We start from the raw sequence: 26150 nt of genomic DNA on the forward strand, positions 1-26150 counted from the left end.
CCCGGAAAGGGAGAGAAAACATGAAAGTCGCCGTCGTCGCCATCACCTACAAACGGCCGGACGGCCTGCGCAAGCTGCTGCGCGGGCTGATCAGCCAGGACCTCGCCGCCACGGGGATCGACGAGATGAACGTCATCGTCGTCGACAACGACCCGCAGGGCAGCGCCGCGGCCGTGCTTGCCGAATTCCGCGACGGCGGCGGCATCCGCCTGACCGGCCTGCGCGAAAACCGTCCCGGCATTCCCTTCGCGCGCAATCGCGGCATGCTGCACGCGATCGTGGACCACGACTTCTTCGTCTTCATCGACGACGACGAGTACCCGTCGCCGAACTGGCTGCGCCGCCTGGTGGAGGTGGCCGAGGAGCTCTACAGCGACTGCGTGCTGGGGCCGGTGACGCCGGTCTTCCCGGAGGGTACGCCGCGCTGGATACGGCGCAGCCGCGTTTTCGAAGGCTGGCGGCATGCGCACCGCGCGCAGATCTTCGAGGCCGCGACCAACAACGTGCTGGTGCGCAGCGCCTTCATCCGCGAGCACGGCATCCTGTTCGACGAGCGCATGCAGGCCAGTGGCGGCTCGGACTACCGTTTCTTCCGCCAGTGCGTGGCGGCCGGCATGGTCATCCACTGGGCGGCGGACGCCGAGGTGTTCGAGGACATCCCGCGCGCGCGCACCACGCTGCGCTGGATGGCGCAGCGGCAGATCCGCCTGGGCAACACCTTCGCCCTCGACGCCCGCCTGTCCGGCGGCACGGGGCGCATCGCCGAGCTCTACGCGCTCGGCCTCGCCCGCGCCGGCGCCGGGCTGCTCGGCCTGCCGTCGCTGCTGCTGTCCACGCGCTGGGGCAGCGGCGCGGCGATCCACCTGTTGCGCGGCGTCGGCATCCTCACCGGCCTGCTCGGCTACCGGCACCAGGAATACGCCAAGGGCCGGCTCGAACGCGAAAGGTCGGCGGCATGAACGCGGCCCACGTCCCCGCCATGGACGGCGCGCACGCCACCCGCTCGCTGCTCGGCGTCGATTTCCACGCGCTGCCGGCCGGCCGGGCGATCGACATCCTCGACGCGCACGTGCGCCACCGCGTGCCGATCAAGGTGGCCTTCGCCAACGCCCACACGCTCAACACGGCGCGCGTCAACCCGCGCTACCGCGAGGTGCTGCAGCGCTTCGCCGTGTTCAACGACGGGGTCGGCGTCGATCTGGCCAGCTGGCTGCGCTTCGGCGAACGCTTCCCGGACAACCTGAACGGCACGGACTTCGTTCCCGCCTACCTCGAACGCACGCTCCTGCCGCTGCGCATTTTCATGCTCGGTACCCGGCCGGAGGTGATCGGCCGCGCCTTCGCGGCGGCGCGCCGCCGCTTCCCGCGCCACGAATGGGTCGGCTGCCGCGACGGCTACTTCAGCCGCGACGAGGAGGACGAACTGCTCGCCACGCTGCGCGCCGAGCGCATCGACCTGCTGCTGGTCGGCATGGGCAACCCGCTGCAGGAGCTGTGGATCGACCGCTGCGCGGCGGCCAGCCGGGCCACCGCGTGCATCGGCGTCGGCGCCCTGCTCGACTTCCTGGCCGGCGAGGTCGGCCGCGCGCCCGCCTGGGTGCGCCGCGCGCGGCTCGAATGGGCCTGGCGGCTGCTGCTCGAACCGCGCCGCCTGTGGCGGCGCTATCTGGTCGGCAACGCCACCTTCCTGTGGCACGCCTGGCGCGAGCGGCGATGACTCCCAGGCACGACGGCACGGCCGCCTCTCCCTCCCCTTCAAGGGGAGGGCTGGGGTGGGGATGGGGCAAGGGCTCCGGCTTCGGGTCCTCGGCGCACGCACCCCATCCCCCTCCCGGCCTCCCCCTTGAAGGGGGAGGAGCCGGCAACTCCATCGCCGCCGCGGCAACCCTCGCCGCCCTGGCGATCGCCGGCGGCGCGCTCTCGGCGCTGGCGCCGTGGTGGCTGGCGCTCGGCGCCTTCGCCGCGATGGCGGTCGGGCTGGCCATCCTCGCCTCGCCCTACTTCGGCCTGATGCTCACCCTGGCCCTCGCCGCGCAGGCCATTCCCGGCGCGCCGATCCCGGCGCTGCCGCTGGGCGGCGCGCTGGTCCAGCCGGCCGAGCTGGCACTGCTGGCGACGCTGGCCGCGGCCGCCGTGCACGTCCTGCTCGACGGGCGGATGCCGGCCGCTTCCGGCGAGCGCGCCGGCGGCTTCGACCTCCGCTTCGCCGCCCTCGCGCTGTTCACCTTCGCCGCGCTCGGGCTGTCCTTCGCCGCCAGCGCCTACCTCATGGGCCAGCGCGATTTCGCCTTCCCGGTGCTGCGCAATTTCCTGCCGCTGGCCCTGCTGCCGCTGCTGCCGCGCCTGCTGCCGGACCGGCGGCGCGTCGAGCTGACCGAGCGGCTGCTCATCGCCTTCGGCGTGCTGATCGCGCTGTTCATCGCCGTGCAGGCCTTCGCCGACGTGCAGTTGCTGAGCGGGCGCTTCGAGGACCTCGGCCTCGAACAGACCACCGGCGTCACCCGCACCGTGCTGTGGGGGCCGGAACTGCTGATCATCCTGGCGCTGCTGCTGATCGGGCGGCGCGGCGCGAAGTTCGCGCTGTCGCACGTCTGGCCGCTGCCGGCCGCGGCCATCCTGCTGCTCGGGCTGATGGGCACCTACACACGCACCTTCTGGATCGCCACCGTGATCTGCGTGGCGCTGCTCACCCTGCTCACCGCCGGCGCGCGCGGCTGCCTGCGCCTGGCCGCGGTGATCGTGCCGGCGACGATCGTGGTCTGGGCCGCCGTCTACGCCGCCAGCCCGCGCATCGGCGAGGCGGCGCTCGACCGCGCCTTCGGCATCGGCCGGGAGATCGAATCCGGCGATTCCTTCGGCTGGCGCGGCAAGGAAAACGCCATGGCCATGGAATCCATCGCCAAGCACCCGCTGCTCGGCATCGGCTTCGACGGCGTGTACAAGAAGACGATCTCCACGCGCGGCCACTTCGCCGGCGAGGAGACGTACATCCACAACGCCTACCTGTACTTCCAGCTCAAGATGGGACTGCTCGGTTCGCTAGTGCTCGCCGCCTTCCTGCTGCTCTATCTGCGGCTGATGGCCGCGGCCGCCGCCATCCCCGACGCGCGCGACCGGACCAGCGCGCTGTGCCACGGCGTGCTCGGCGTGGCGATCATGCTGATCGGCTACAGCGGGCAGACCGTCAGCCGCTTCGTCACCCTGCTCATCATCTGCCTGATGTTCACGCTCATGAGGTTCTATGCCGCGCGGCACTGATTCGGCGCTGTCCGCGCCCGCGGCGAACCCGGCCGCGCCGCTCGCCGGCGCGGAGGCGCGCGCGCTGCGCGACGACATCCAGTGGCTGCGCGGCCTGTCGGTGCTCGCCGTGCTGTTCTACCACGCCGACAAGGATTTCCTGCCCGGCGGCTACCTCGGGGTGGACGTGTTCTTCGTCCTCTCCGGCTTCCTGATCACGCGCAACATCTTCCCGGCGATCGAGCGCGGCGCCTTCTCCTACGCCAGCTTCATCGCCCGCCGCTTCCGGCGCCTGCTGCCGGCCTGCTACGCGATGCTGGCCTTCAGCGCGGCGCTCGGCGCCCTGCTGCTCTCGCGCGCCGACCTGCTCGAACTGCTCAAGCAGATGGCGGGCACCCTGAGCTTTTCCGCCAACGTCGTGCTGTGGCAGCAGGCGGGCTACTTCGACACCGCTTCCGCGCTCAAGCCGCTGCTGCACACCTGGTCGCTGTCGCTGGAGGAGCAGTACTACCTCGTGCTGCCGCCGCTGCTCTACCTCGGCCTGCGCGGGCGGCGCGCCGATCCGCTCAAATTGCTCGCCGCGCTGTGCCTCGGCAGCCTGCTGGCCTGCCTCGCCGCCGTGCATTTCAAGCCGGAGGCGGCCTTCTTCCTGCTGCCCTTCCGCGCCTGGGAACTGCTGGCCGGCTCGATCTGCGCGGTGCTCTCGCTGCAGGGCCGCACGCCGGCGGTACCGGCTCCGGCCCGGTGGCTGGCGCTGGGCGTGCTGATCGCCACCCTGGCCTACCCGCCCGCCGCGCCGCATCCCGGCCCGGCCGCGCTGATCGTGGTCCTGGCCACCTCGCTGCTGATGCTCGGCGCGCTCGACTTCGGCACCCGCGCCCCGGCCCGCGCCATGTACTTCCTGGGCGACATCTCGTATTCGCTCTACCTGTTCCACTGGCCGCTGTTCGCCGTCGCCAACCACGTCTTCGCGGAAAAGGTGCCGCTGGCGGCCAGCGTCTTCCTGATGCTCATCGCGCTGATCCTCGCCGCGCTGTCCTACCGCTTCGTCGAACAGCCCTTCCGCACGGCGCGGGGCGTGCCGCGCCGGCGCGTCTTCCTGCTCGCCGGCGCGGGCGCCGCCGCGCTCCTGCTCGCCGCGTCGGTGGCGCCAGTGCTGCGCCCCGCCCCGGACCGGGACCCGGCCGGCCGCGCTCCGAACTACGGCCTCGGCCGGGCCTGCGCCGCCGACGACGCCTTCGCGCCGCGTCCCGAATGCCAGTCGTCGCCGGCGCCGTCGGTGCTGCTGTGGGGCGACTCGTACGCCATGCACCTCGCACAGGCGCTCTCGTCCGACCCGCGCTTCGGCTTCCATCAGGCGACCAAGAGCCTGTGCGGGCCGCTGCCCGGCATCGCCCCGCCGGGCGGCGCCTACGGCGACGGCTGGGCCGCGAAGTGCCTGGCCTTCAACGATTCGGTGCTGCGCTTCCTCGACGAGCATCCGGAAATCCGCGTGGTGGTGCTCGGCTCGAAATGGCGGCAGTACTTCGAGCCGGAGGGGGATGGCGCCTTCGCCGTGCGCGATGCCTCGGGGACGGTTTCCCGCGACGCCGCGGCGCTCTCACCCGAGACCGTCGAGGCGGCCGTGCGCGCGCTGGTCTCACGGATCGGCGCGGGCGGCAGGAAGGTGGTGCTGGTGCTGCCGCCGCCTTCGGCGGACTTCGACGTGCGCCGCTGCGTCGAGCGCCGGCGCGAGGACCTGCCCTACATCGGCGCGCCCGCCGACTGCCGCATCGACCGCGCCGCCTGGAGCGGACGGGACGCCGCGCTGACCCGCGCGCTGGTTGCCGCCGGCGAGGCGGCGGGCGCCGCGCTGTTCTCGTTCGAGCCCTTGCTATGCGCGGACGCGGAATGCGCGGCCGAGCTCGACGGCGTGCCGCTGTACCAGGACGCGGGCCATTTCTCGCCGCGCGGCAGCGCCGTCGCGGGCGCGCGGTCGGGACTCCGGGGGCGCGTCGCCGCGGCCCTGGCCGACGCCGCGAAACGCACGCCGGAAGGACGGCCATGAACCCCGCGCGCACGCTTCCCCGCGATCCGTCCGCCGCCGCCCCCGGCGGCCGCTACGCCGTGCTCGACCTGATGCGCGGCCTGGCGGCGCTGGCCGTGCTGCTCTTCCACATGAACTACATGCTGGGCACGGAAACGCACGTCGTGGCGCGCGGCTACCTCGCCGTCAACTTCTTCTTCATCCTGAGCGGCTTCGTCATCGCCGCCAACTACCATGCCTCGGTCCGCCCGGCCCTGTCGTGGAACGATTTCCTGTCGGCGCGCATCGCGCGGCTGTGGCCGCTGTTCCTGCTGTCCACGCTGATCGGCTTCGTCGCCGTGACGATGAAGGCGACGCGCGACTTCGGTTTCCTCGACGCGCCGAACGTCTTCTACGCGCTGGCCTTCAACAGCCTGATGCTGCCGAGTTTCGTGCAGTCCTACGGCGTCGACCGGCTGTTCTACTTCAACGCGGCGTCGTGGTCGATCTTCTTCGAGCTGGCGGTCAACCTCGTCTTCATCGCCGGCCTGCGCCGCCTGAGCCTCAAGCCGCTGCTCGCGCTGGCCGCCGGATTCGCCGTGCTGCTGACCGTCGCCGCGCGGGCCAACGGCAGCCTGGACGGCGGCCTGACGGCCGCGACCTTCCACGTGGGCAGCCTGCGCGTGCTGTTCGGCTTCACCGCCGGGATGGCCGTCTACCTGTACGCGGCGCGCTTCCCCCGGCAGGCCGGCGGCCCGGCCACCACCGCCGCCGTGGCCGGGCTGTGCCTGGCGTTCTTCGCCGACGGCAACTGGGTCAGCGACAGCGTCCTGGCCGTCGCCGTCTTCCCGCTGCTCGTGCTGATCGGCGCGCGGGGCAGTCTGCGCGGGGCATGGCGGCGCGTCGGCGGCTGGCTGGGCGATATTTCCTATTCGGTCTACCTGCTGCAGACGCCGGCCATGCTCTTCGTCTCGTGGGCGTTCAAGCTGGCGGTCGGCCGCAAGATCGCCGAATTCGCGCCGTATTCCGGCGTGGCGTTCGTCATCGCCCTGCTCGGCGTGAGCTACCTGTGCTGGCGCTTCTTCGAACTGCCCGCCCGGAACTACCTGCGCCGCCGCCTGACGTCCCCGGCTCCTCCCCCTTCAAGGGGGAGGCTGGGTGGGGGATGGGGTCCGCACGCCGATGGCGCGGGGGCTAGTCCCTTACCCCATCCCCACCCCATCCCTCCCCTTGAAGGGGAGGGAGAAGCAGCTGTCGGGACTTACGGGAGGAACACCCGGTGAGCCGCCACCTGACCCTCTCGATCGCCGACCAGGGCATCGTCTCGGCCTTCAACTTCGCCCTCAACCTGTATCTCGTGCGCGTGGCCGCGCCTGACGATTTCGGCTTGTTCGCCATCGTGAACGCGGCCTCGCTGTTCGCCGCGATGGTACAGAACGCGATCGTGAACACCCCGCTCTCCGTACACCTCCCGGCCGCGCACGACCCCGGCGAGAAAAGCCTGCTGCTGCGCGCCTTCTCGGCCGTCAACCTCGCGCTGGCGGCCTGCGTCCTGCTGGCCGGCGCGGCGATCCTCTCCTGGCGCCTCGGCGCGGCCGCGCTGCCGGTGGCCGGCTGCGCGTGTTTCTACCTGTGCTCGCAGTTCGTCCGCGAATTCCACCGCGCGCAACTGGCGGTCGAGGGCCGGCTCGCCGCCCTGCTGGTCTCCGACGCCGCCTGCGCCGTGCTGGCCGCCGCCGCGCTGGCCGCGCTGCACCGGCTGGACTGGCCGCTGCTCGCCGCCGACCCGCAGTGGCGGATCGCGCCGTCGGCCTTCCTGGTCGTCGGCCTCGCCGGGACGCTCACCGCCGCACCGTGGATCGCCGCCTCCTTCAAGGTGCCGTCGTACCGCCGCCTGCCGGGCGAGGCGGCGCGGGTGCTCAAGGGCCAGCTGCACGAGATCCGCTGGAGCCTGCTCGGCGTGATCACCACCGAGATCCAGAACCGGGGCTACCTCTACATCGCCGCCGCCGTCTTCGGCCCGGCCACGGTGGCCCTGCTGCAGGCCGGGCGCATCCTGTACGGGCCGCTCAACCTGCTCAGCGCGGCCTGGGCCCGGGTCGCCCGCCCGCAGTTCGCCGCGCTGATCGCGCGGGACGACGCGCCCGGCTTCCGCCGCGCGCTGGCGCGCGCCTTCCGCGCCTTCGCCGTCTTCAACCTGCTGTTCGTGGGCGCGCTCTGGCTGGCCTGGCCGGTGCTCTCGCCGCTGGTCTTCGCCGGCAAGTACGGCGCAGACCTCGCGATCATCGTGGCGCTGTGGGGCGCGGCCAACCTGGTGTCGCAGGCCCGCGCGTGCCTGGGCATCGGCGCGCAGGCGCTGCGCCGCTTCCGCGCGCTGAGCATGGCCACCATCGCCGGCGCCGCGGTGTCGCTGGCGCTCGTCGGCGTGGCCTGCGCGCTCAGCCGGCCGGGCTGGCTGGTCGCGCCGGTCATCGCCGGGGAATGCGTGGCGATGCTCTTCGTGCTGCGTATCCTGCGCGGCGACGCGCCGCGCCCGGCCTTCGCCGCCTGACCTGGAGGACGAGATGAGCCTGACGACCCGTATCCGCACCTGCGCCGCCGCGCTGCTGGCACCGCTTCTGGCCCTGTTCCTGGCCCTGCTGCCGCCCCTGCCGGCGCAGGCCGCCGCGTCGTGCGCCGGACAGGTGCGCGGCATCAACCTGGTGCCGCTGCCGACCGGCTGGTACGACAACGCGGTGGAAATGAAATTTCCCGACGCTTCCTACGTGGCCTATTACAAGGGCGTCGGCCTGCGCGCCATCCGCCTGCCGCTGTACTGGGAGGATATGCAGCCGATCTTCGGCGCCTCGCTGAACGCGCGCTACCTGCAGCACACGCGCGAATTCCTCGACATCGCGCAGGCCAACGGCATGAAAGTGCTGATCGACCTGCACAACTACGCGCGCTACCGCAAGGTGCTGATCGGCTCGGAGGACGTGCCGGTGGCGGCCTTCGCCCGCTTCTGGAAGCGCCTCGCCGCCGAACTGAAGTCGCATCCGGCCGTCTTCGCCTGGGGCCTGATGAACGAGCCGCACCAGACCGGCGGCACCTGGCCGGCCATCGCCCAGGCCGGCGTCGACGCCATCCGTTCCGAGGATTCCACGCGCCCGATCTACGTCGGCGGCGACAACTGGAGCAACGCGCAGACCTGGCCGGCGCAGCATCCGGCGCCCTTCGTCAACGACCCGGCGAACAGGATCGTGTACGAGGCGCACGTCTATTTCGACGACGATTTCAGCGGCCGCTACAAGGTGCCGCTGGGCGCCGGCGTCGACGCGGCGGCGCGCGCGGCGCAGCGCCTGCAGCCGTTCATCGACTGGCTGAAGAAGCACAACCAGCGCGGCGCCATCGGCGAGGTCGGCGTGCCGATGGACGACCCGCGCTGGCTGCAGGCGCTCGGCCGCTTCCTGGACATGGCCGACGCGGCCTGCCTCGACTGGTTCATGTGGGCCGGCGGCGCGTGGCGGCCGAACTACGAACTCAACCTCGAACCGATCGACGGCAAGGACCGGCCGCAGATCGAACTGATCCGCTCACGCATGTGATGCCATGACCATCCTCAGGAACCGCCCATGAAAATAACCGTCATCGGAACCGGCTACGTCGGCCTGGTTTCCGGCACCTGCCTCGCCGAAGTCGGCAACGACGTGCTCTGCCTCGACCTCGACCCCGCCAAGATCGACACGCTGCAGAACGGCGGCATGCCGATCTTCGAACCGGGGTTGAAGGAGATGATCCGCCGCAACGCGGCCGCCGGCCGCCTGCACTTCACCACCGACGTCGAACGCGCCGCGCACTTCGGCACCGTCCAGTTCATCGCCGTCGGCACGCCGCCCGACGAGGACGGCTCCGCCGACGTGCGCCACGTGGTCGCGGCAGCGCGCAACATCGGCCGCTTCATGACCGACTACAAGCTGGTCGTCAACAAGAGCACGGTCCCGGTCGGCACGGCCGACGCGGTGCGCGCCGCCATCGAGGAGGAACTCGCCGCACGCGGTATCGCGGTGCCCTTCGGCGTCGTCTCCAACCCCGAATTCCTCAAGGAAGGCGCCGCCGTCGCCGACTTCATGAAGCCCGACCGCATCGTCGTCGGCTGCGACGACGAGAAGGCCGCGCTGCTCGTGCGCGCGCTGTACGCCCCGTTCCAGCGCAACCACGAACGCCTGATCATGATGGACGTGCGCAGCGCCGAACTGACCAAGTACGCGGCCAACGCCATGCTGGCCACGCGCATCAGCTTCATGAACGAACTGGCCAACCTCGCCGAACGCCTCGGCGCCGACATCGAGCACGTGCGCCGGGGCATCGGCAGCGATCCGCGCATCGGCTACGACTTCCTCTACCCCGGCGCGGGCTACGGCGGCTCGTGCTTTCCCAAGGACGTCAAGGCCCTGATCCACACGGCGGCCGAGGCCGACGTCAACCTGCGCATCCTGCGCGCGGTGGAGGCGGCCAACGAGGCGCAGAAGCACGTGCTCGGCCGCAAGATCGGCGCGCGCTTCGGCCGCGACTTGTCGGGACGGCGCTTCGCCCTGTGGGGCCTGGCCTTCAAGGCCAACACCGACGACATGCGCGAGGCACCCAGCCGCGCGGTCGTCGCCGACCTGCTCGCCGCCGGCGCGAGCGTCGCCGCCTACGACCCCGAGGCGATGGACGAAGCCCGCCGCTGCTTCCCCGACGCGCCGGGCCTGACCCTCGCCGAAAGCCGGGAAGCCGCGCTCGACGGCGCCGACGCGCTGGTGATCGTCACCGAGTGGAAGGAATTCCGCAGCCCCGATTTCGACGACATGCGCGCGCGCCTGAAGACGCCGGTGATCTTCGACGGCCGCAACCTGTTCGACCCGGCGTTCGTGCGCGGACGGGGATTCGAGTACCTGGCGATCGGCAGGTAGCCCCCGCTCCCTCCCCTTCAAGGGGAGGGCCGGGGTGGGGATGGGGTAATAGGCCCCGCACCATCTCCGTAAAACACCCCCATCCCCCACCTGACCTCCCCCTTGAAGGGGGAGGAATGAGAGGCCTCGCGCGTTTGCCCGACCCGGCCACCGCCCACCGCGCCATCCCCCGATTCTTCTGTAGAATGGCCCGCTATTCGGGATCATCGAGGGTCGGCATGTTCCAGAGCCATAAAAACATAAATGCGCTCACAGGCAAGCCGGACGGCGCCAGAGGCGGCGGCGCGCTGGCCGGCCTGCGCGTGCTGATCGCCGAGCGGCATTTCAGCGTGCGCACCTGGATGCGCGAGCAGATGTCGGTGATCGGCGCCACCTCGATCTCCATGGCCGCCAACGCCTCCGAACTGATGCGCATGGCGCGCACCCTGCCCTACGATATCGTCATCTGCGACCATCACCTCGACGAAAAGCGCGACGGCCAGCAGTTGCTAGAAGAATTGCGCTTCCAGCACATCCTGCCGCTGCGCAGCGTGTTCATCATCGCCACGGCGGAACGGAAATACAACCACGTCGTCGCCGCCGCCGAATTCGCGCCCGACGACTATCTGGTCAAGCCCTATACGCCGGAGCAGCTGTCGGTCCGCCTGGACCGCTCCCTGCGCAAGAAAAAGGCCCTGCGCCAGGTGTTCGACCACCTCGAAAAGGCCGATCACGAGGCCGCCATCGCCGCCTGCGACGACGTCGTCAAGCAGACGCCGCGCTACCTGCTCGACGCGCTGCGCATCAAGGCCGAATCGCTGGTGACGCTGGGGCGCGTCGAGGAGGCGGCGGCGATCTACGAATCGATCGTGTCGACCCGCGCCGTGCCCTGGGCGCGCATGGGCTACGCCATGACGCTGCAGCGCCAGAAACGGCTCGACGAGGCGCTCGGCGAGGCGCAGCGACTGAACGACGAGCATCCCGAATTCATCTCGGTGTACGACATGCTGGCCCAGATGCACGAGGAGGCCGGCGAGTATGACAAGGCGATCGAATGCCTCGAACGCGCCTCGGCGATCACCTCGTCGAGCACCACCGAGCGGCTGCGCAAGATCGCCGACATCGCCGAAGCCGCGGGCGACCGGCCCAAGGTGATCAGCACCATGAAGCGCGTGGTCGAGCGCACGCGCAAGTCGTCCATGCTCAAGGTCGACGATTACCTGGCGCTGACGCGCTCGCTGATCGACGAGGAACGGCTCGACGAGGCCGCCAAGGTGGCGGAGGAGCTGCGCGCCGAGGCGAAGAACGCCAAGGCGGGCGCCATCGGCACCGAGGTCGCCGCCGCCATGGTGCATCGCGGCAAGGGCCAGATGGTCGAGGCGAAGAACTGCCTGGAGCGCGTGCTGGGACTGTTCGACAGCGCCCCGGCGGAGGCCACCGACGCCATGGCCATGGAGATCGCCGAGGAAGCCGCGCAGCACGGCGACGTCGGCCGTGCGGCGGCGATCATCGCCAAGGTATCCGTCAAGTCGGCCCTGCCGAGCAGGATCAAGTCCCGTCTCCATGCGTGGTTCGGTTCAGAGACCGAGCCGGAGGAAACGGGCGAGGCGGCCGCAAAGATCTCGCGCAAGGCCGTGCTCGCCGAGCAGATCGTCCTGTCGATGCTCGATTCGATCGCCGCGCTGGAAGACGACTGGTCCGATGAAACGGCCGCCAACGCGCGCGAGAAGCTGATCGACGCCTTCACCCTGATGCCGCGCGACAAGCGCGTGATCAACGCGCACATCCGCTACAACTCGATCGCCGTCAAGCACGGCGGGCTGCGCCACGCGCCGACGACCCGGACGAACCCGCAGTAGGGAAAGGCGCCGTCAGGCGGCGGCCTTGGCCCGCCGGGGCAGGCGCAGCAGGCCGGCCAGCTCCTGCCCCTCGACTAGGCGGATGCGGTGCTTGCCGGCGAAGGCGCGGGCATTGTCGGTCACCCCGGCCAGCGCCACGTAGAGCGCGTCGTGCGCTTCTTCCGCCTCGCGCCGCCGGTCCAGCTCGCGCAGCGGTTCGAGGCCGTGGCTGGCCGCCTTCCAGCGCTTGCAGCAGACCAGCGTGGTCTTGCCCATCTTCACCAGCTTGAAGTCCGCCGCGCCGGACAGGCGGGTCACCGTGTAGCCCTCGCGCTGGAAGGCCTGCTCCACCAGCGCGGAGAAGTCGCGCCAGGACATCGCGTTGACCGCCTCGACGGTCGCCGCCACGCGGCCCCGGCCGGGCAGCCTGAGCTGCTTCCACGCGGCGATGGCGCCGATGACGAGGAACGGCAGCGCGAGCGACGCGGCGGGCACGAAATACGCCTCGGGCGCGATCAGCCGCGCCAGCACCAGCACGCCCAGCGCGACGGCGAAGCTGATCCACCAGCTGGAACGCAGCAGGATGGAGAACAGGGAATTCTCGGAGACTTTGAATTTCAGTTGCACGCGGGGGCTCTCTCAGGACAAATGAATGGGTGGGGCGGGCGCTCAGGACGCCTCCGCCTCGCCGGCGCCCTTCTTCATCGCCTTGCCCTCGGCCGCGCGCTGCTTGCGCACTTCCTTCGGGTCGGCGATCAGCGGGCGGTAGATTTCCACCCGGTCGCGGTCGCGCAGCGGCGTGTCGGGCTTGACCAGCTTGGCGAACACGCCGAGCTTGTGCTTCTCCAGGTCGATCTCGGGAAACTTCTCCGGCAGGCCCGAGCGTTCGATCGCCTCGCGCGCCGTGGCGCCGGCGGGCAGCTTGAGCGCCACCAGCTCCTGCCGGTCCTGCAGCGCGTACACCACTTCGACGGTGATCGGCTCAGCCATGCGACGCTCCGTAAACCTGCTGCGCCCGCTTCACGAACGCCTCGACGAAGGTGTTGGCGATCTGGCTGAACACGGGCCCGATGATCTTTTCGAACAGGCGGTTGGAGAATTCATAGGAAAGCTGGAATTCGACCTTGCAGGCGTTCTCGGCCAGCGCCTTGAAGCGCCACAGCCCCTCCAGGCGCCGGAACGGCCCGTCGACCAGCCGCAGGGTCATCCAGGCGGGGTTGTCCTTCTCGTTCTCGGTGGTGAAATGCGCCTTGACGCTGTGGAAGTTGATGTGCAGGGTCGCCACCGTCCGGCGCGCGTCGCGGAAATCGACCCGCGTCGCGCTGCACCACGGCAGGAATTGGGGGTAGCTCTCGATGTCCTCGACGAGATCGAACATCTGCTGCGCCGAGCGCTCGATCAATACCGATTTTTCGACCAATGGCATCGCCGGCCGCGTCCTTCGAATCCTGTAGAATGGCCGGATTCTAGCATTCCCCGCCGCGACATCCGCCGGAAACGCCGCCATGAGCATCATCTCCAACAAGAAAGCTTTCCACGACTATTTCATCGAGGAGCAGTTCGAGGCCGGCATCGTGCTGGAAGGCTGGGAAATCAAGGCCATCCGCGCCGGCCGGGCGAACATCAAGGAGTCCTACGTGATCGTGCGCGGCGGCGAGGTGTTCATCTTCGGCATGCACGTCACCCCGCTCACGCAGGCGTCGACGCACGTCAAGCCGGACCCGATCCGCACCCGCAAGCTGCTGCTGCACGCCGCGCAGATCAGCAAGCTGATCGGCAAGGTCGAACGCGCCGGCTTCACCCTGATGCCGCTCGACCTGCACTACGAACGCGGCCGTGTGAAGGTACAGATCGGCCTGGCCAAGGGCAAGAAGCAGCACGACAAGCGCGAGGCCGAGAAGGAACGCGACTGGAACCGCGAAAAGGCGCGGCTGATGCGCACCAAGGTCTGAGCGCCGGCAGGGCGGCGGTGGAACGCCCGTCGGCATCTCCTGTCGAACGCCATTCCCAGCCAACTCGGAAGCTCGCGCCATGCACCCGTTCCATTGCTCCTGCGGCCAGACGGTCTTCTTCGAGAACACCCTGTGCCAGTCCTGCGGCGCCGCGCTCGGCTACTCCCCGGGCCGGGACGCGATGCTGGCGCTGCCGGCGGAACCGGCCGTGCCTTCAGTTCCGCGCTGCGCCAACGACTTCTGCAACTGGCTGGTCGAGGACGGCGCGGCACATTGCCTCGCGTGCCGGCTCACGCGCACGATTCCCGACCTGGCGGTGCCGGGCAACCGCGAGTCATGGATCAAGATCGAGCAGGCCAAGAAGCAGGTCGTCGTGCAGCTGCTGGCGCTGGGCCTGCCGCCGCAGCCCAAGCAGGACGACAGCGACGCCCTGGGCCTGGCCTTCGACCTGCTCGCCGACGTGGCGGGGGCGCCGAACGTGCTCACCGGGCATGCCGACGGCGTCATCACGCTGAACGTCGCGGAGGCCGACGACGTGGCGCGCGAGGCCATCCGCACCGCGCTCGGCGAACCGATGCGCACGCTGCTCGGCCATCTGCGCCACGAGGTGGCGCACTACCTGCAGTACCGCTGGCTGGCCGGCGACGAGGCGGCGATGGCGCGCTGCCGCGAGGTCTTCGGCGACGAACGGGCGGACTACGCCGAGGCGCTGGCGCGCCATCACGGCGAAGGTCCGCCGCCGGACTGGCAGTCGCATTTCATCAGCGCCTACGCCAGCGCCCATCCCTGGGAGGACTGGGCCGAAACCTGCGCCCACACCCTGCTCGTCGTCGATGCCGTGGAAACCGCGGCGGCCTGGGGCCTGCGGCTGGACGGCCAGGCGGCGCGGACCCGGCTGACCGGCCCGATCGCCGAAAAGCCGGTCGACGACGTGGTGCTCGAACACTGGCTGCCGGTGGCGCAGTTCCTCAACGCCATGAACCGCAGCCTGGGCCTGCGCGACAGCTATCCCTTCCTGATGCCCGACGCCGTGCTCGCCAAGATGGCGACCGTGCAGGCGCTGCTGCGCGCAGCCGCCGCGCGGCGCGCGCAGGCGCCCGCGGCGGACGCCCCGGCATGAGTTGTCTCCAAAGGCGGCGGCCGGCGTCGCGCTACCGCGTCTCCCCGCCGTCCGGCGCCTGGGCGAATATCAGCACGCTGTAGGCACCGATCGCCAGCGCGGCGCTGGCGGGCTGGTTGTCGTAAGCCTCTTCGGCGGCATCGGCGTCCGCCGTTTCGGTGCCCTGGAAATCCCGGCTGTAGCCCTCCCAGTCGCTGTTGAGCAGCAGGCGCCAGCGGCCCGCCTCGGGAAAGCCGATCCGGTAGTCGGCCAGCACGTTGGCGGACAGATTGGCGACGACCACCACCGTGTCGCCCGCACCGCCGACGTCCCAGCGCTTGAAGGCGACGACCTTGTCATCGTCGTTGCAGTGCGTGACTTCGATGTGCTGGCCGCAGAGCCCGCGCGTCGTGCCGTCGCGGTTCAGGCGCAGGCGGATCAGGTCGCGGTACAGGCGGACGATGCCGCGGAATTCGCGCAATTTGTCCCAGTCCACCGGCACCGTGTCCTGGAACCAGCCGCCTTCGAGGAATTCCTGCCCCTGGAAGAGCATCGGGATACCCGGCGCGGTGAACACGAACGCGGCGGCGAGCGTGGAGCGCTTCTGCGCGAAATAGCCCTCGGGATTGTCGGCGTCGACCTCGTGCGGCACGCGCGCCTTGCCGTTGGCCACCTCGTCGTGCGACTCGCTGTAGATCACCCGCTCGAAGGCGTCGAGGTTGTAGCGGAACGCCAGGGCATCGGCGACCTGCGGCATCGAGCGCCATTCGTCGCTGGCGGCGGTGACGCTGGCGCGGATCGGGTGCACGAAATTGGCGTCCCACTGCGCGCCGAAACCGGCGCCGCCCTCCCCGGTCTCGCGGGTCAGCGCCGCATCGTTCTGCAGGTCCTCGGCGATGGTGATCTTGCCGGGGAAACGCTCCGAGATTTCCCGGTTGATCCACTGGATCAGGCTCCAGCCGTCGTCGATGACCCGCCCGCCCGGCTCGGACAGGCGGATGTAGAGCGTCATGTCCATGCGCAGCCCGTCCAGCCGGTAGTCCTCCAGCCACATCAGGGCGTTGTCGCGGATGAACTGGCGCACCGGGCCGCGCCCGTAGTCCGGGCGCGTGTCGCCCCAGGGCGTGCGCCGGCGGTCGTCCTGGTAGAAGTAGATGCCGCCGCCCTCGTCCTCGCTCCAGCCGTCGAAGCGCCAGAGGTCGAGGTCGGACGGCCCGAAATGGTTGTAGACCACGTCGAGGATGACCGCGAAACCCGCCGCGTGCGCGGCCTTGACGAACTGCTTGAGCGCCTTGGGGCCGCCGTAGGTCGAGCTGACGGCGAACAGGTGCGCGGGGTTGTAGCCCCACGAGCGGTCGCCGGGAAACTCGGCGATCGGCATCAGCTGCAGCGCATTGACGCCGAGCCGCCGCAGGTGGCCGAAACGCGCGGCGATCGAGTCCAGCGTGGCGGGCGCCGGGTCGTCGGGGCTGTCGTCGCTGAAGGTGCCGACGTGCATCTCGTAGACGACCAGCTCGTTCCACGGCGGCATGACGAACTCGTCGCCCGCCCAGTCGAATTCCGGATCGGCGATGACGCTGTTGCCCGCGGAGTGCGTGACCTCGCGCGCGTACGGGTCCATGCGCGTGAAATCGCCGGAGGGAGTGCGCAGCGCGAAGCGGTATTCCTGCCCGACCCGCGCCCCGGCCACCTCCGCGTACCAGTACCCTTCGCCTTCCGCCGCCAGCGGGTGCGCCGTCTCGTTCCAGTCGTTGAAGTCGCCGACCACCGCCACGGCCTCGGCGTGGGGCGCCCACACGCGGAACGCGACGCCGCCGTCATGGACGACGGCGCCCATTCCCGGATGCGCTGCCGGCCGCGGTGCGGACCGCCGCGCCGCGGGCTTCCGACTCTTCGATTTCGTCATCTTCTACGCTCCTTTCCAAAAAGCCCGGCCGGCAGACGTCCGGCCGATGCATTCTGAGTGCTTTTGCACGCCTCGTCTGTAGGACACCGCCGACTGAACATTCGGCGGCGTCCGACAGCATTCGGCCGGCGCAGCCCGTACCATGCAAGCGTCGCTCAAAGGCCGTGCGGCCCGCATGCGATTCGACCCATTGACCAAGGAGACGCATATGAACAACGCAAAAACGACCCTCGCCACCCTCGTGATCGCCGGCTTCGTGGGCCTTGGCGCCGCCGGCTGCGCGGTGACCCGCGACCAGTCCACCGTCGGCGAATACATCGACGACTCGACCATCACCACGCGCGTGAAGGCGAAGTTCGCGGAAGACCGCGAAGTCAGCGCCATGGCCATCAGCGTGGAAACGCTGCGCGGCGTCGTGCAGCTCTCCGGCTTCGCCAAGACTTCGGCCGAGAAGGCGAAGGCCGAGAACCTCGCGCGCAACACGTCCGGCGTGAAGGGCGTGCGCAACGACATCGTCGTCCGGCCGTAAGGCGCGACCGGTCCGGGACGGCCCGCCCGCGCTGCGGCCGGGCGATCCTGAGAACCTCCGTCCGCCGGTACCGTCCGGCGGACGCCATGAACAACCACTGCGGTGCGGCCGCCGACGCCGCTCCCTGGAAAGGAGTTGCCATGATCAAGTGGGCCATCATCTTCGCCATCATCGCGGTCGTCGCGGGCCTGCTCGGATTCAGCGGCATCGCGTCGGGCGCGGCCTCGATCGCGAAGGTCCTGTTCGGACTGGCCGTGGTGATCTTCCTCGTGCTGATCGCCCTGGCCATCTTCGGCATCAACGCGCTGGGCTGAGCGCGGACCGGCCGCGTCGCGTGCATCCCGACACCGCCGCCCGCCACGGACCGGGGCGCCTGATGCGCGCGTTGCCGCTTCGTCCGGACTCCTGAACCCCACCGCCCGCTCCAACCGCCGCCATGCCGACCGGAACTTCCAGCGCCACCACGAACTCCGCGGCCGAGGCGCCGGCCGGGCGGCTCAGGTGCTTCCTCGTCGAGGACAACGCCCTGATCCGCGAGAACCTCATCGCCACCTTGCAGGAACTGCTCGTCGTGGAAATCGTGGGGTTCGCGGTCGATGAAAAATCGGCGATCGACTGGATCGACGCGGGCGGCCGCGACTGCGACCTGATCATCATCGACATCCTGCTCAAGAGCGGCACCGGCTTTGCCGTGCTCGCCCGGGCAAAGAAGGTCCTGCCCGCCGCCAAATGCGTGGTGCTCACCAATTTCGCCAGCCCGGACATCCGCCGGCGCTGCCACGAGCTCGGCGCGGACGCCTTCTTCGACAAATCCGCCGAACTGGAACAACTGATCGAGTATTGCGCCGGCCTTCCGTAGTCCGGCCAGGTACCCAGACAAACAGTCGGCATAGTGATGAAAGGCCGGGAAGCGCATTCCCGGCCTTTCGCCGTGCACCGGCCATGCATGGGTTGTCCGTCGGGATTTCCGTCGACGGAGCGGGCGGAGGCCCCCGCGAGCGCCCTCGTCCGGGGCGCTCCGCGCGCCGGGTCAGGCGTCGGGGCGGCGCGAGCGCGTCAAGGCGTTGATCAGACAGGCCAGCAACACGCCACCCAGGGCGGCGATGAACACGGCCTGGGCCGGCTTTTCCCTGACGTACGACGCCGTGCATTCGCCGGCGTCCGCCAGACGGCCCTTGACGGCGCCGCAGGCGTCCGAGGCATAGTCCCTGCCGGCGCGCACATACCTGCGGACCTCGTCGGCGGCATGGCCCGCCTTCTCGGAAATGCCTTCGCGCAGGTTCTCGACGCTTTCCTCGGCGGCGTCCAGGGTTCTGTTCGCCGCGCCGCGCGTCGCGTCGATGGCGTCCTTGACCGAGTCCGCCGCGCGGCCGGCCAGTTCTTCGGATTTCGCCGAAACGGTTTTCGGGTCGATTTTTTTCATCACATTCTCTCCTGTCTTGGAAACCGCCGGATGCGGCGTTCAGCGCTTGCGCAGCAATCCGGCAAGGAAACTGATCAGCGCCATCACGATGAAAAAGAAGAATAGCATCTTGGCGATGCCGGCCGCGCTGGCGGCGATGCCGCCGAATCCGAACAGCGCGGCGATCAGGGCGATGACGAAAAACACCAGGGCATAATGCAGCATGACGGTCTCCTTTGATGGCCGGTCCGGCCCGCGCGGGCGGGGTCCGGCGATAAGGTCGTATCGCGGCTGCAATATCGGCCACGACGAGGAAACTGTACGCCATCGATCGCGCCGCGCCGGACAGCGCATGCCGCGGCGTCCTGTCGGCGGCGGCCGCACGCCGAAGTAGGAGGAAACCTACGCGCGGCACGGCAGCGCCGCCGGCGTTCAGGCCTCGTCCGCTTCGAGCGGCAGCGCCGCCTCGATGACGGAGCCGGCGCCGGGCGACGAGGCGATGGTCAGGAGGCCGCGCTCCGCCTCGACCCGGAAACGCATGCCGCGCAGGCCGTGGCTGCTGTGTACCGCGCGCTCCGGATCGAACCCGACGCCATCGTCGCGGACGCGCACGCGCGCCATGCCGCCGTCTTCGCGCAGCGACACCTCGACGTGCCTGGCCTTGGCATATTTCGAGATGTTGGTCAGCGTCTCCTGCACGATGCGGAACACCGTCGAACTGCGCGCTGCCGGTGAGGCGGACGGGCTCCAGGTCCGGCAGCACCTCGATCTCCATGCGCGCGGCGAAATCCCGGCACAGGATCTCCAGCGCCGGGCACAGCCCGAGGTTGTCCAGCGTCAACGGCCGAAGGTCCTCGATGATGCGCCGCTTCAGCGCGATGACCGCATCGAGCGTCTCGGTCAGGTGCCCCAGGCGGCTGGACAGATCGGCGGCGGCGGCCGGCAGCTTCGGGCGCATGCGCGCCACGTCCAGCTTGGCCGCCGTCAGCAGCGCGCCGAGTTCGTCATGCAGCTCGCGGGCCAGATGCGAGCGTTCGTCCTCGCGCGCCAGCTCCAGGTGCGCGGCCAGTTCCGCCAGCTCGGCGGTGCGCCGGCGCACCTCCACTTCGAGCTGGTCGCGTTCGGCCTTGATCGCCAGCTCCTTGGCGACACGATGCTCGTCGAGCAGGCGGCTCTGGCGCCGGAAGCGCACCAGCAGCAGCACGATGATCACGGTCATCGCGCTGACGCCGATGCGGTTCAGCGCCAGCGTGTCGAAGACGCCGCCGAGATGCGCGTCGAACAGCCTGGCCTGCAGTTCCTGCAGCTCGCGGGTGTCGGCGCGGATGCGGTCCATCTGGCGCAGGCCGAAGCCGGTGAGGATCATCGCCCGCGCCTCATCCAGCCGCTTCTCCTCGATCAGCGCCAGCACGCCGGCGAGCTCGTCGAGCTTCTCGTTGACGTCGTCTTCGAGGCGCTCGCACAGGCTCAACGCCGACTCCAGTTCGAGTTCGGCATAGATCCCGCGCAGGGTGGCCAGCGAGGCGCGCGCGTCGGCGGCGGCCGACTGATAGGGCCCCATGTACTCGCGCCGGCCGGTGATGATGTAGCCGCGCTGCGCGGTTTCGGCGTCGGTGACGCGCTGCACGAGCCCCTGCAGCGCGAAACGCGCGGCGCCCATCTTGACGAGTTCGTTCAAGCCCCCGTGCGCGCCGCGGTATGCCAGCTCGTTGATCGAAATCGTCAGACCGGCCACGACGAGGGTGAGTATGAGGAAGATCCCTTCCCTCTTGAAACGACCTTTTGTCTTTACCATCGCCTCTCGCATCGCCTACACTTCACAGCGTGAATAGCGGCATAAAGGGTTCGCAATGATCCGGATCGCCATCGTCGATGATCATGCCATCGTGCGCGCCGGCCTGCGGCAGTTCCTGTCCGAGCAGGCGGACTTCAGGATCACCGGCGAAGCCTGCAACGGTCGCGAGACGCTTGACATCGTGCGGCGGAAAGACGCCGATGTGATCCTACTGGACCTTTCCATGCCTGACCAGAGCGGCATCGAACTGCTCGCCGCGATCAAGGCGCGCGAACCCGACCTGCCGGTGCTGATCCTCAGCGGTTTTCCCGAAACGCATTATGCGACCGCGCTGCTGCGCCAGGGCGCCGCCGGCTATCTGAACAAGGAATGCGATCCGGAAGAGATCGTCACCGCCATCCGCACGGTATGCCGGGGACGGAAGTACATCACCCCGGCCGTGGGCGAGCTGCTGGCCGAAGGCCTCGCCGGCAACGCCGACGGCCCGGCGCACGAACAGCTTTCGGAGCGTGAACTGCAGGTCTTCCTGCGCCTCGCGCGGGGGGAAACCGTCGGCCACATCGCCGACAACATGGCGCTCAGCGTCAAGACCGTGAGCACCTACCGTTCGCGCGTGATGGAAAAGCTCAAGCTCGCCTCGAACAGCGACCTGACCTACTACGCGCTCAAGAACGGGCTGATTCAGTAAGCCGCCGCCGCACCGTCTCGAACAGGCACACCGCCGCCGCCGCGCCGACGTTGAGCGATTCGGCGTGGCCCGGCATCGGGATGCGCAGGCGCTGCCCGGCGAGCGCCGAGACCTCCGGCCGGACGCCCTGCCCTTCGCTGCCGAACACCCAGGCGACCGGCCGGCCCAGTTCGGCGGTGAACAGGTCCGCGGCGCCATCCGGCGCGGTGACCAGCGACTGGCCGCGATAAGCGGCGAGGAAACCCGGCAGGTCGCCGTTCTCGTGGATGGCGAGCGAGAAATGCGCCCCCATCGCGGCGCGCAGCGTCTTCGGCGACCACGCCTGCGCGCAGTCGGACGACAGCAGGACCTGCCCGAAGCCGGCCGCCGCGGCGGTGCGCAGGATCGAGCCGAGGTTGCCGGGGTCCTGGATGCCGTCGAGCAGCACGGCGTCGGCTGCCGGATCGGGCTGCCGCCCGCCGCGCGGCAGCGCGGCGACGGCCATGATCCCGCTCGGCGTATCGACCGTCGCCAGTTCGGCGAACAGCGCGTCCGCCAGCACGGTGGCCGCCCGGCCGGGGCGCTGCTCCAGGCAGCGCGCGATTTCCGCGCGCCCCAGGCCCGCTTCGCTGACGACGATCTCGTCCGGCGGTCCGAAACGCTCGACGTAGCTTTCGATCAGGTGCATGCCGTCGAGCACGATGCGTCCGGACTTGCGCCGCTCGCGGCCGCTGCGGCAGAGCTGTTTCAGTGCGCGGAAATGGGCGTTGTCGCGCGAGGCGATGCGTTTCATAGCAGCACGAGCTGGGCCACGGGCGCGTAGCTGCGCCGGTGCACGGGGCTCGGCCCATGCGCGCGCAAGGCTTGCAGATGGAAGGCGGTGGGATAGCCCATGTGCCGGTCGAAGCCGTACAGCGGATAGACGGCGTGCAGCGACAGCATCCCCGCGTCGCGCACGGTCTTGGCCAGGATCGAGGCGGCGGCGATCGAGGCGACCTTGCCGTCGCCGCCGACGATCGCTTGCGCGGGGCAGTCCAGGCGCGGGCACTTGTTGCCGTCGATCAGCGCCCGCTCCGGCCGCAGCGCGAGGCCGTCGACCGCCCGGCGCATGGCGAGCAGGCTGGCCTGCAGGATGTTGATGCGGTCGATCTCCTCGACGCTGGCCTCGGCCACCGCCCAGGCCAGCGCCCGGGCGCGGATCTCGACGGCCAGCGCGGCGCGGCGCTTGGCGGAAAGCTTCTTGGAATCGTCGAGCCCGTCGATCGGATCGGCCGGATCGAGGATGACCGCCGCGGCGACCACCGGACCGGCCAGCGGACCGCGCCCGGCCTCGTCGACGCCGCAGGCCAGCCCGTCAGGCAGCAGCAAGGGCAGCATGCTTGCCCGCCTCTCCCGGCAGCGAGGCCAGCACCGCCTCGGCGGCCTTCTCCGCGGTGTTTTGCCTGAGCTGCAGGTGAATCTCGCGGAACACCTCGCCGATGCGCGCGCAGAGGTCCTTGTCGGCCAGGAAGTTCAGCAGCGCCTGCGCCAGATTTTCCGGCGTCGCGTCGTCCTGGATGAACTCCGGGACGACGAAGCGGCCCGCCAGGATGTTCGGCAAGCCGACGTAGGGCTGGTACGCCATGCGCCGCATCAGGCGATGCGACAGCGGCGCCATCTTGTAGGCGATGGCCATCGGGCGCTTGAGCAGTGCGGCTTCCAGCGTCGCCGTGCCGCTCGCCACCAGCACCGCGTCGGACGCCGCCATGGCCTCGTGCGCGTGCCCGAAGAGCAGGCGGATCGGCAGGTCGCGCGCCTGCCGGCGGTACAGCGCCGATTCGAACAGCAGGCGCGTCTCGCGCGTGGCCATCGGCACCAGGAACAGGGCGTTCGGCACGCGCTGATGGATCAGCCGCGCCGTCTCGATGAAGGTTTCGGCCATGTAGGCCAGTTCGGATTGCCGGCTGCCCGGCAGCAGCGCGAACACCGGCTGCTGCGGCGGCACGCCGAGCAGTTCGCGCGCTTCGTCGCGGACGTCCTCCACCGGCAGCATGTCGGCCAGCGGATGCCCCACGTAGCTGACCGGGATGTTCTCCTTTTCGTACAGTGCCGGCTCGAAGGGAAACAGGGCCAGGATGCGGGAGACCGATTGTCCGATGGTGCGGATGCGCTTGCCGCGCCAGGCCCAGATCGACGGGCCGACGTAATGGACGGCCGGCACGCCGCGCCGTTTCAGCGCCCTTTCGAGCGCCAGGTTGAAGTCCGGCGCGTCGACGCCGATGAACACGTCCGGCGCGTCGGCCAGCAGGCGGCGCCTGAGCTCCTTGCGTATCCCGGAAATCTCCCGGTAGTGCCTGAGCACCTCGACGTAGCCGCGCACGGCCAGGGATTCCAGCGGGAACCAGGCGTCGAACCCCTGCCCGATCATCTTCGGCCCGCCGATACCGTAGAACAGCGCGTTCGGCGCCTTCGCCCGCAGTGCCTGGATCAGGTGGCTGGCCAGCAGATCGCCCGATGCTTCGCCGGCCACCATGGCGACACGCAGGACGCGGGAGGTCATCGGATGATGCCGCGCTTCGAAACCGCCAGAAAGTCGAGGATCGGCTGGATCTCCGCATGCGCCTTGGCGTCTTCTTCCAGCCTGGCGCGGGCCTCTTCCAGCATCAGGCCCGACTTGTACAGCGTACGGTAGGCGCGCTTCAGGGCCATCAGCGCCTCGGCCGAAAAGCCGCGCCGCTTCAACCCTTCCGCGTTGATGCCGTAAGGCGTCGCCGAATTGCCAGCGGCCATCACGTAAGGCGGAACGTCCTGCAGGACGACGGTGCCGACGGCGGTCATGGTGTGCGCGCCGATGCGGCAGAACTGGTGCACGCCGGTATAGCCGCCGAGGATCGCCCAGTCGTCCACATGGACGTGCCCGGCGAGCTGCGAGTTGTTGGCGAAGATCGTGCGGTTGCCCACCTGGCAGTCGTGCGCGATATGCACGTAGGCCATCACCCAGTTGTCGCTGCCGACGCGGGTGACGCCCGCGTCCTGCGCGGTGCCGAGGTTGAAGGTGCAGAACTCGCGGATGGTGTTGCGATCGCCGATTTCCAGCCGCGTCGGCTCGCCGGCGTACTTCTTGTCCTGCGGGATCTCGCCGATCGAGGAGAACTGGAAGATGCGGTTGTCGCAGCCGATCGTGGTATGCCCCGAGATCACCACGTGCGGACCGATCCAGGTGTTGTCGCCGATCTCGACGTGCTCGCCGATGATCGAATACGGTCCGACGCTGACGCCGGCGCCCAGCTTGGCGCCGGGATGAATGATTGCCGTGGGATGAATCATGTTACCGCTGCCCGGACCGCGATCAGACCACGTCGCGCTTGGCGCACATCAGCTCGGCGTCGGCGACCACCTCGCCGTCGACCCGCGCCTCGACCTTGTACTTCCAGATGCCGCGCATCTGGCGCGCGATCTCGACGTGCAGGTGCAGCTGATCGCCGGCCGTGACCGGCTTCTTGAAGCGCGCGTTGTCGATGCCGACGAAGTAGAACACCGAGTTCTCGTCCGGCAGGCTGCCCATGGTCTTGAACGACAGGATGCCGGCGGCCTGCGCCAGCGCCTCCATGATCAGCACGCCGGGCAGGACCGGATGGTGCGGGAAGTGACCGACGAAAAACGGCTCGTTGATGGTGATGTTCTTGTACGCATGGAGAAACTTCCCCGGCTCGAAATCGACCACCCGGTCCACGAGAAGGAACGGATAGCGATGGGGGAGGTGCTTCAAAATTTCGTGAATATCCATTGTATTCAAGACCTTTTCTCCATTAGTTCGAGTTTTTTCTCAAGTTCCGCCACGCGCTCGGCGAGCTTCGTCAGACGCCGCATCTGCGCCGCGCTCCGCAACCACTCCTCATGCGCCTCGAAAGGAAAGACGCCGGTGTACTGGCCCGGCTGGTGCAGGCTCTTGGTGATCATCGTGCCGGCGGAGACGTGGACGTCGTCGGCCAGCTCGATGTGGCCGACGATCATGCCGGCCCCCCCGATCGTGCAGCGCCGCCCGATGTGGGCGCTGCCGGCGATGCCGACGCAGCCGGCCATCGCCGCGTGGTCGCCGACCACCACGTTGTGCGCGATCTGGATCTGGTTGTCGAGCTTGACGCCGTCACCGATCACGGTGTCGTCGAGCGCGCCCCGGTCGATCGAGGTGTTGGCGCCGATTTCGACGTCGTCGCCGATCACCACGCGGCCGAGCTGGGGAATCTTGATCCAGCGCTCGCCTTCCTTGGCGAAGCCGAAACCGTCGCTGCCGATGACGGCGCCGGCATGCACCACGGCCCGGCTGCCGATGACGCAGTCGCGATACACCACCACGTTCGGGTAAAGCACCGAGTCGGCGCCGAGCGAAACGCCGTCGCCGATCACGCAGCCGGGGTAAAGCGTCACGTTCTCGCCGATCGTCGCGTTCCTGCCGATCACCACGTTTTCGCCGATGCGCGCCGTCTCCGGCACAGCGGTATGGATCACCGCGCTCGGATGGACGCCGGCCGGCCGCGCTTCCGGCGGATTCAGCAACGCCGCGACGCGCGCGTAGTAGGCATAGGAATTCTGATGGACGATCCTGGGCAGCTCGGTGTCGCCGGCGAACTTCGGCGGCACGATGACCGCCGCCGCGCGGGTCGCCTGGAGCTGCTGGCGGTACTTCGGATTGGCCAGGAAAGCGATCTGGCCGGCTCCCGCCGAGGCCAGCGTGGCAACCTGCGAGACAACGACGGACGGGTCCCCTTCGAGCTGCCCGCCCAGTCGCGCAACGATCTCCTCGAGACGCAGCCCTCCGTGCTTGGTCACG

28 protein-coding genes and 1 pseudogene are annotated in these 26150 nt (G+C 69.5%); 15 read left to right on the top strand and 14 right to left on the bottom strand.

Annotated features, from left to right (window positions below):
- The first annotated feature begins 20 nt into the window (after positions 1–20).
- The 9 genes from QM701_RS01620 to QM701_RS01660 all read left to right on the top strand — a co-directional run bounded on the left by QM701_RS01620 (position 21) and on the right by QM701_RS01660 (position 12011).
- Positions 21–959: a glycosyltransferase family 2 protein gene (locus QM701_RS01620; protein ID WP_415165366.1), complete on the top strand. Its 939-nt coding sequence runs from the start codon at positions 21–23 to the stop codon at positions 957–959.
- Positions 956–1717, top strand: coding sequence for a WecB/TagA/CpsF family glycosyltransferase (locus tag QM701_RS01625; protein WP_415165367.1), 762 nt, complete (start codon positions 956–958; stop codon positions 1715–1717). The genes QM701_RS01620 and QM701_RS01625 overlap by 4 nt, the downstream gene beginning before the upstream one ends.
- Positions 1714–3258, top strand: coding sequence for an O-antigen ligase family protein (locus tag QM701_RS01630; RefSeq protein ID WP_415165368.1), 1545 nt, complete (start codon positions 1714–1716; stop codon positions 3256–3258). The genes QM701_RS01625 and QM701_RS01630 overlap by 4 nt, the downstream gene beginning before the upstream one ends.
- The gene (locus tag QM701_RS01635; RefSeq protein ID WP_415165369.1) at positions 3242–5284 is read left to right on the top strand and encodes an acyltransferase family protein; all 2043 of its coding nucleotides are present in this window, start codon (positions 3242–3244) and stop codon (positions 5282–5284) included. The genes QM701_RS01630 and QM701_RS01635 overlap by 17 nt, the downstream gene beginning before the upstream one ends.
- Positions 5281–6525 carry an acyltransferase family protein gene (locus tag QM701_RS01640; protein WP_415165370.1) on the top strand — a complete coding sequence of 415 codons (1245 nt, stop codon included), beginning with the start codon at positions 5281–5283 and terminating at the stop codon, positions 6523–6525. The genes QM701_RS01635 and QM701_RS01640 overlap by 4 nt, the downstream gene beginning before the upstream one ends.
- Positions 6522–7793 carry a lipopolysaccharide biosynthesis protein gene (locus QM701_RS01645; RefSeq protein ID WP_415165371.1) on the top strand — a complete coding sequence of 424 codons (1272 nt, stop codon included), beginning with the start codon at positions 6522–6524 and terminating at the stop codon, positions 7791–7793. The genes QM701_RS01640 and QM701_RS01645 overlap by 4 nt, the downstream gene beginning before the upstream one ends.
- 13 nt (positions 7794–7806) lie before the next feature.
- Positions 7807–8826, top strand: coding sequence for a glycoside hydrolase family 5 protein (locus QM701_RS01650; RefSeq protein WP_415165372.1), 1020 nt, complete (start codon positions 7807–7809; stop codon positions 8824–8826).
- A 27-nt stretch (positions 8827–8853) separates the two neighbouring features.
- The gene (locus QM701_RS01655) at positions 8854–10173 is read left to right on the top strand and encodes a UDP-glucose dehydrogenase family protein (protein WP_415165373.1); all 1320 of its coding nucleotides are present in this window, start codon (positions 8854–8856) and stop codon (positions 10171–10173) included.
- Between the two features lie 218 nt (positions 10174–10391).
- Complete coding sequence (locus QM701_RS01660) at positions 10392–12011, top strand: response regulator (RefSeq protein WP_415165374.1); 1620 nt, start codon at positions 10392–10394, stop codon at positions 12009–12011.
- Positions 12012–12023: 12 nt separating this feature from the next.
- Here the strand turns inward: QM701_RS01660 and QM701_RS01665 are convergent, their stop codons facing one another.
- Genes QM701_RS01665 through QM701_RS01675 form a run of 3 tightly spaced genes read right to left on the bottom strand, consistent with a single transcriptional unit; the run spans position 12024 to position 13416 of the window.
- Positions 12024–12617 carry a restriction endonuclease gene (locus QM701_RS01665; RefSeq protein WP_415165375.1) on the bottom strand — a complete coding sequence of 198 codons (594 nt, stop codon included), beginning with the start codon at positions 12615–12617 and terminating at the stop codon, positions 12024–12026.
- A gap of 42 nt (positions 12618–12659) precedes the next feature.
- A complete protein-coding gene (locus tag QM701_RS01670) occupies positions 12660–12980 on the bottom strand; it encodes an RnfH family protein (protein WP_415165376.1) in 321 nt (106 codons plus the stop codon).
- Positions 12973–13416, bottom strand: a complete 444-nt coding sequence (locus QM701_RS01675) for a type II toxin-antitoxin system RatA family toxin (protein ID WP_415165377.1) — start codon at positions 13414–13416, stop codon at positions 12973–12975. The genes QM701_RS01670 and QM701_RS01675 overlap by 8 nt, the downstream gene beginning before the upstream one ends.
- 79 nt (positions 13417–13495) lie before the next feature.
- On the opposite strand from QM701_RS01675, the gene smpB reads away from it, so the two are divergent.
- On the top strand, positions 13496–13942 hold the full coding sequence (gene smpB, locus QM701_RS01680; RefSeq protein WP_415165378.1) for an SsrA-binding protein SmpB: 447 nt from the start codon (positions 13496–13498) through the stop codon (positions 13940–13942).
- A 79-nt stretch (positions 13943–14021) separates the two neighbouring features.
- Positions 14022–15062, top strand: a complete 1041-nt coding sequence (locus QM701_RS01685) for a putative zinc-binding metallopeptidase (protein WP_415165379.1) — start codon at positions 14022–14024, stop codon at positions 15060–15062.
- Positions 15063–15093: 31 nt separating this feature from the next.
- Here the strand turns inward: QM701_RS01685 and QM701_RS01690 are convergent, their stop codons facing one another.
- Entirely contained in the window at positions 15094–16878 is a 1785-nt protein-coding gene (locus QM701_RS01690; RefSeq protein ID WP_415165380.1) for an alpha-amylase family glycosyl hydrolase, read from the bottom strand.
- Between the two features lie 277 nt (positions 16879–17155).
- Between QM701_RS01690 and QM701_RS01695 the strand changes: the two genes are divergently transcribed.
- From QM701_RS01695 to QM701_RS01705, 3 genes are all read left to right on the top strand, one after another.
- Positions 17156–17476 (top strand): BON domain-containing protein, encoded by a 321-nt coding sequence (locus tag QM701_RS01695; RefSeq protein ID WP_415165381.1) that lies wholly within the window; start codon positions 17156–17158, stop codon positions 17474–17476.
- 140 nt (positions 17477–17616) lie between these two features.
- Positions 17617–17790 (top strand): DUF1328 domain-containing protein, encoded by a 174-nt coding sequence (locus tag QM701_RS01700; protein ID WP_415165382.1) that lies wholly within the window; start codon positions 17617–17619, stop codon positions 17788–17790.
- 122 nt (positions 17791–17912) lie between these two features.
- On the top strand, positions 17913–18335 hold the full coding sequence (locus tag QM701_RS01705; RefSeq protein WP_415165383.1) for a response regulator transcription factor: 423 nt from the start codon (positions 17913–17915) through the stop codon (positions 18333–18335).
- A gap of 171 nt (positions 18336–18506) precedes the next feature.
- Here the strand turns inward: QM701_RS01705 and QM701_RS01710 are convergent, their stop codons facing one another.
- The 4 genes and pseudogenes from QM701_RS01710 to QM701_RS01725 form a co-directional block, all read right to left on the bottom strand.
- Positions 18507–18899: a DUF883 family protein gene (locus QM701_RS01710; protein WP_415165384.1), complete on the bottom strand. Its 393-nt coding sequence runs from the start codon at positions 18897–18899 to the stop codon at positions 18507–18509.
- 39 nt (positions 18900–18938) lie between these two features.
- On the bottom strand, positions 18939–19103 hold the full coding sequence (locus QM701_RS01715; protein ID WP_415165385.1) for a DUF1328 domain-containing protein: 165 nt from the start codon (positions 19101–19103) through the stop codon (positions 18939–18941).
- A gap of 207 nt (positions 19104–19310) precedes the next feature.
- Positions 19311–19589, bottom strand: a complete 279-nt coding sequence (locus tag QM701_RS01720) for a sensor histidine kinase (RefSeq protein ID WP_415165386.1) — start codon at positions 19587–19589, stop codon at positions 19311–19313.
- A 184-nt stretch (positions 19590–19773) separates the two neighbouring features.
- Positions 19774–20685: pseudogene (locus tag QM701_RS01725) on the bottom strand (CHASE3 domain-containing protein); the annotation flags it as partial.
- 43 nt (positions 20686–20728) lie between these two features.
- Here QM701_RS01725 and QM701_RS01730 point away from each other — a divergent pair.
- Positions 20729–21361 carry a response regulator gene (locus tag QM701_RS01730; RefSeq protein WP_415165387.1) on the top strand — a complete coding sequence of 211 codons (633 nt, stop codon included), beginning with the start codon at positions 20729–20731 and terminating at the stop codon, positions 21359–21361.
- Here QM701_RS01730 and QM701_RS01735 read toward each other — a convergent pair.
- The 6 genes from QM701_RS01735 to lpxD are packed head-to-tail and all read right to left on the bottom strand — an operon-like array spanning position 21339 to position 26149.
- Positions 21339–22133: a TrmH family RNA methyltransferase gene (locus QM701_RS01735; protein WP_415165388.1), complete on the bottom strand. Its 795-nt coding sequence runs from the start codon at positions 22131–22133 to the stop codon at positions 21339–21341. The two genes, QM701_RS01730 and QM701_RS01735, sit on opposite strands and share 23 nt — an antisense overlap.
- The gene (gene rnhB, locus QM701_RS01740) at positions 22130–22717 is read right to left on the bottom strand and encodes a ribonuclease HII (protein WP_415165389.1); all 588 of its coding nucleotides are present in this window, start codon (positions 22715–22717) and stop codon (positions 22130–22132) included. The genes QM701_RS01735 and rnhB overlap by 4 nt, the downstream gene beginning before the upstream one ends.
- Complete coding sequence (lpxB, locus tag QM701_RS01745; RefSeq protein WP_415165390.1) at positions 22695–23879, bottom strand: lipid-A-disaccharide synthase; 1185 nt, start codon at positions 23877–23879, stop codon at positions 22695–22697. Before lpxB ends, rnhB begins: the two co-directional genes overlap by 23 nt.
- A complete protein-coding gene (gene lpxA / locus QM701_RS01750; protein ID WP_415165391.1) occupies positions 23876–24646 on the bottom strand; it encodes an acyl-ACP--UDP-N-acetylglucosamine O-acyltransferase in 771 nt (256 codons plus the stop codon). Before lpxA ends, lpxB begins: the two co-directional genes overlap by 4 nt.
- 22 nt (positions 24647–24668) lie before the next feature.
- Positions 24669–25106 carry a 3-hydroxyacyl-ACP dehydratase FabZ gene (fabZ, locus tag QM701_RS01755; protein ID WP_415169327.1) on the bottom strand — a complete coding sequence of 146 codons (438 nt, stop codon included), beginning with the start codon at positions 25104–25106 and terminating at the stop codon, positions 24669–24671.
- A 5-nt stretch (positions 25107–25111) separates the two neighbouring features.
- Positions 25112–26149, bottom strand: a complete 1038-nt coding sequence (gene lpxD, locus QM701_RS01760) for a UDP-3-O-(3-hydroxymyristoyl)glucosamine N-acyltransferase (RefSeq protein WP_415165392.1) — start codon at positions 26147–26149, stop codon at positions 25112–25114.
- Position 26150: the final 1 nt, after the last annotated feature.

This window comes from Propionivibrio sp. (assembly GCF_047602565.1).
Classification (GTDB): domain Bacteria; phylum Pseudomonadota; class Gammaproteobacteria; order Burkholderiales; family Rhodocyclaceae; genus Propionivibrio.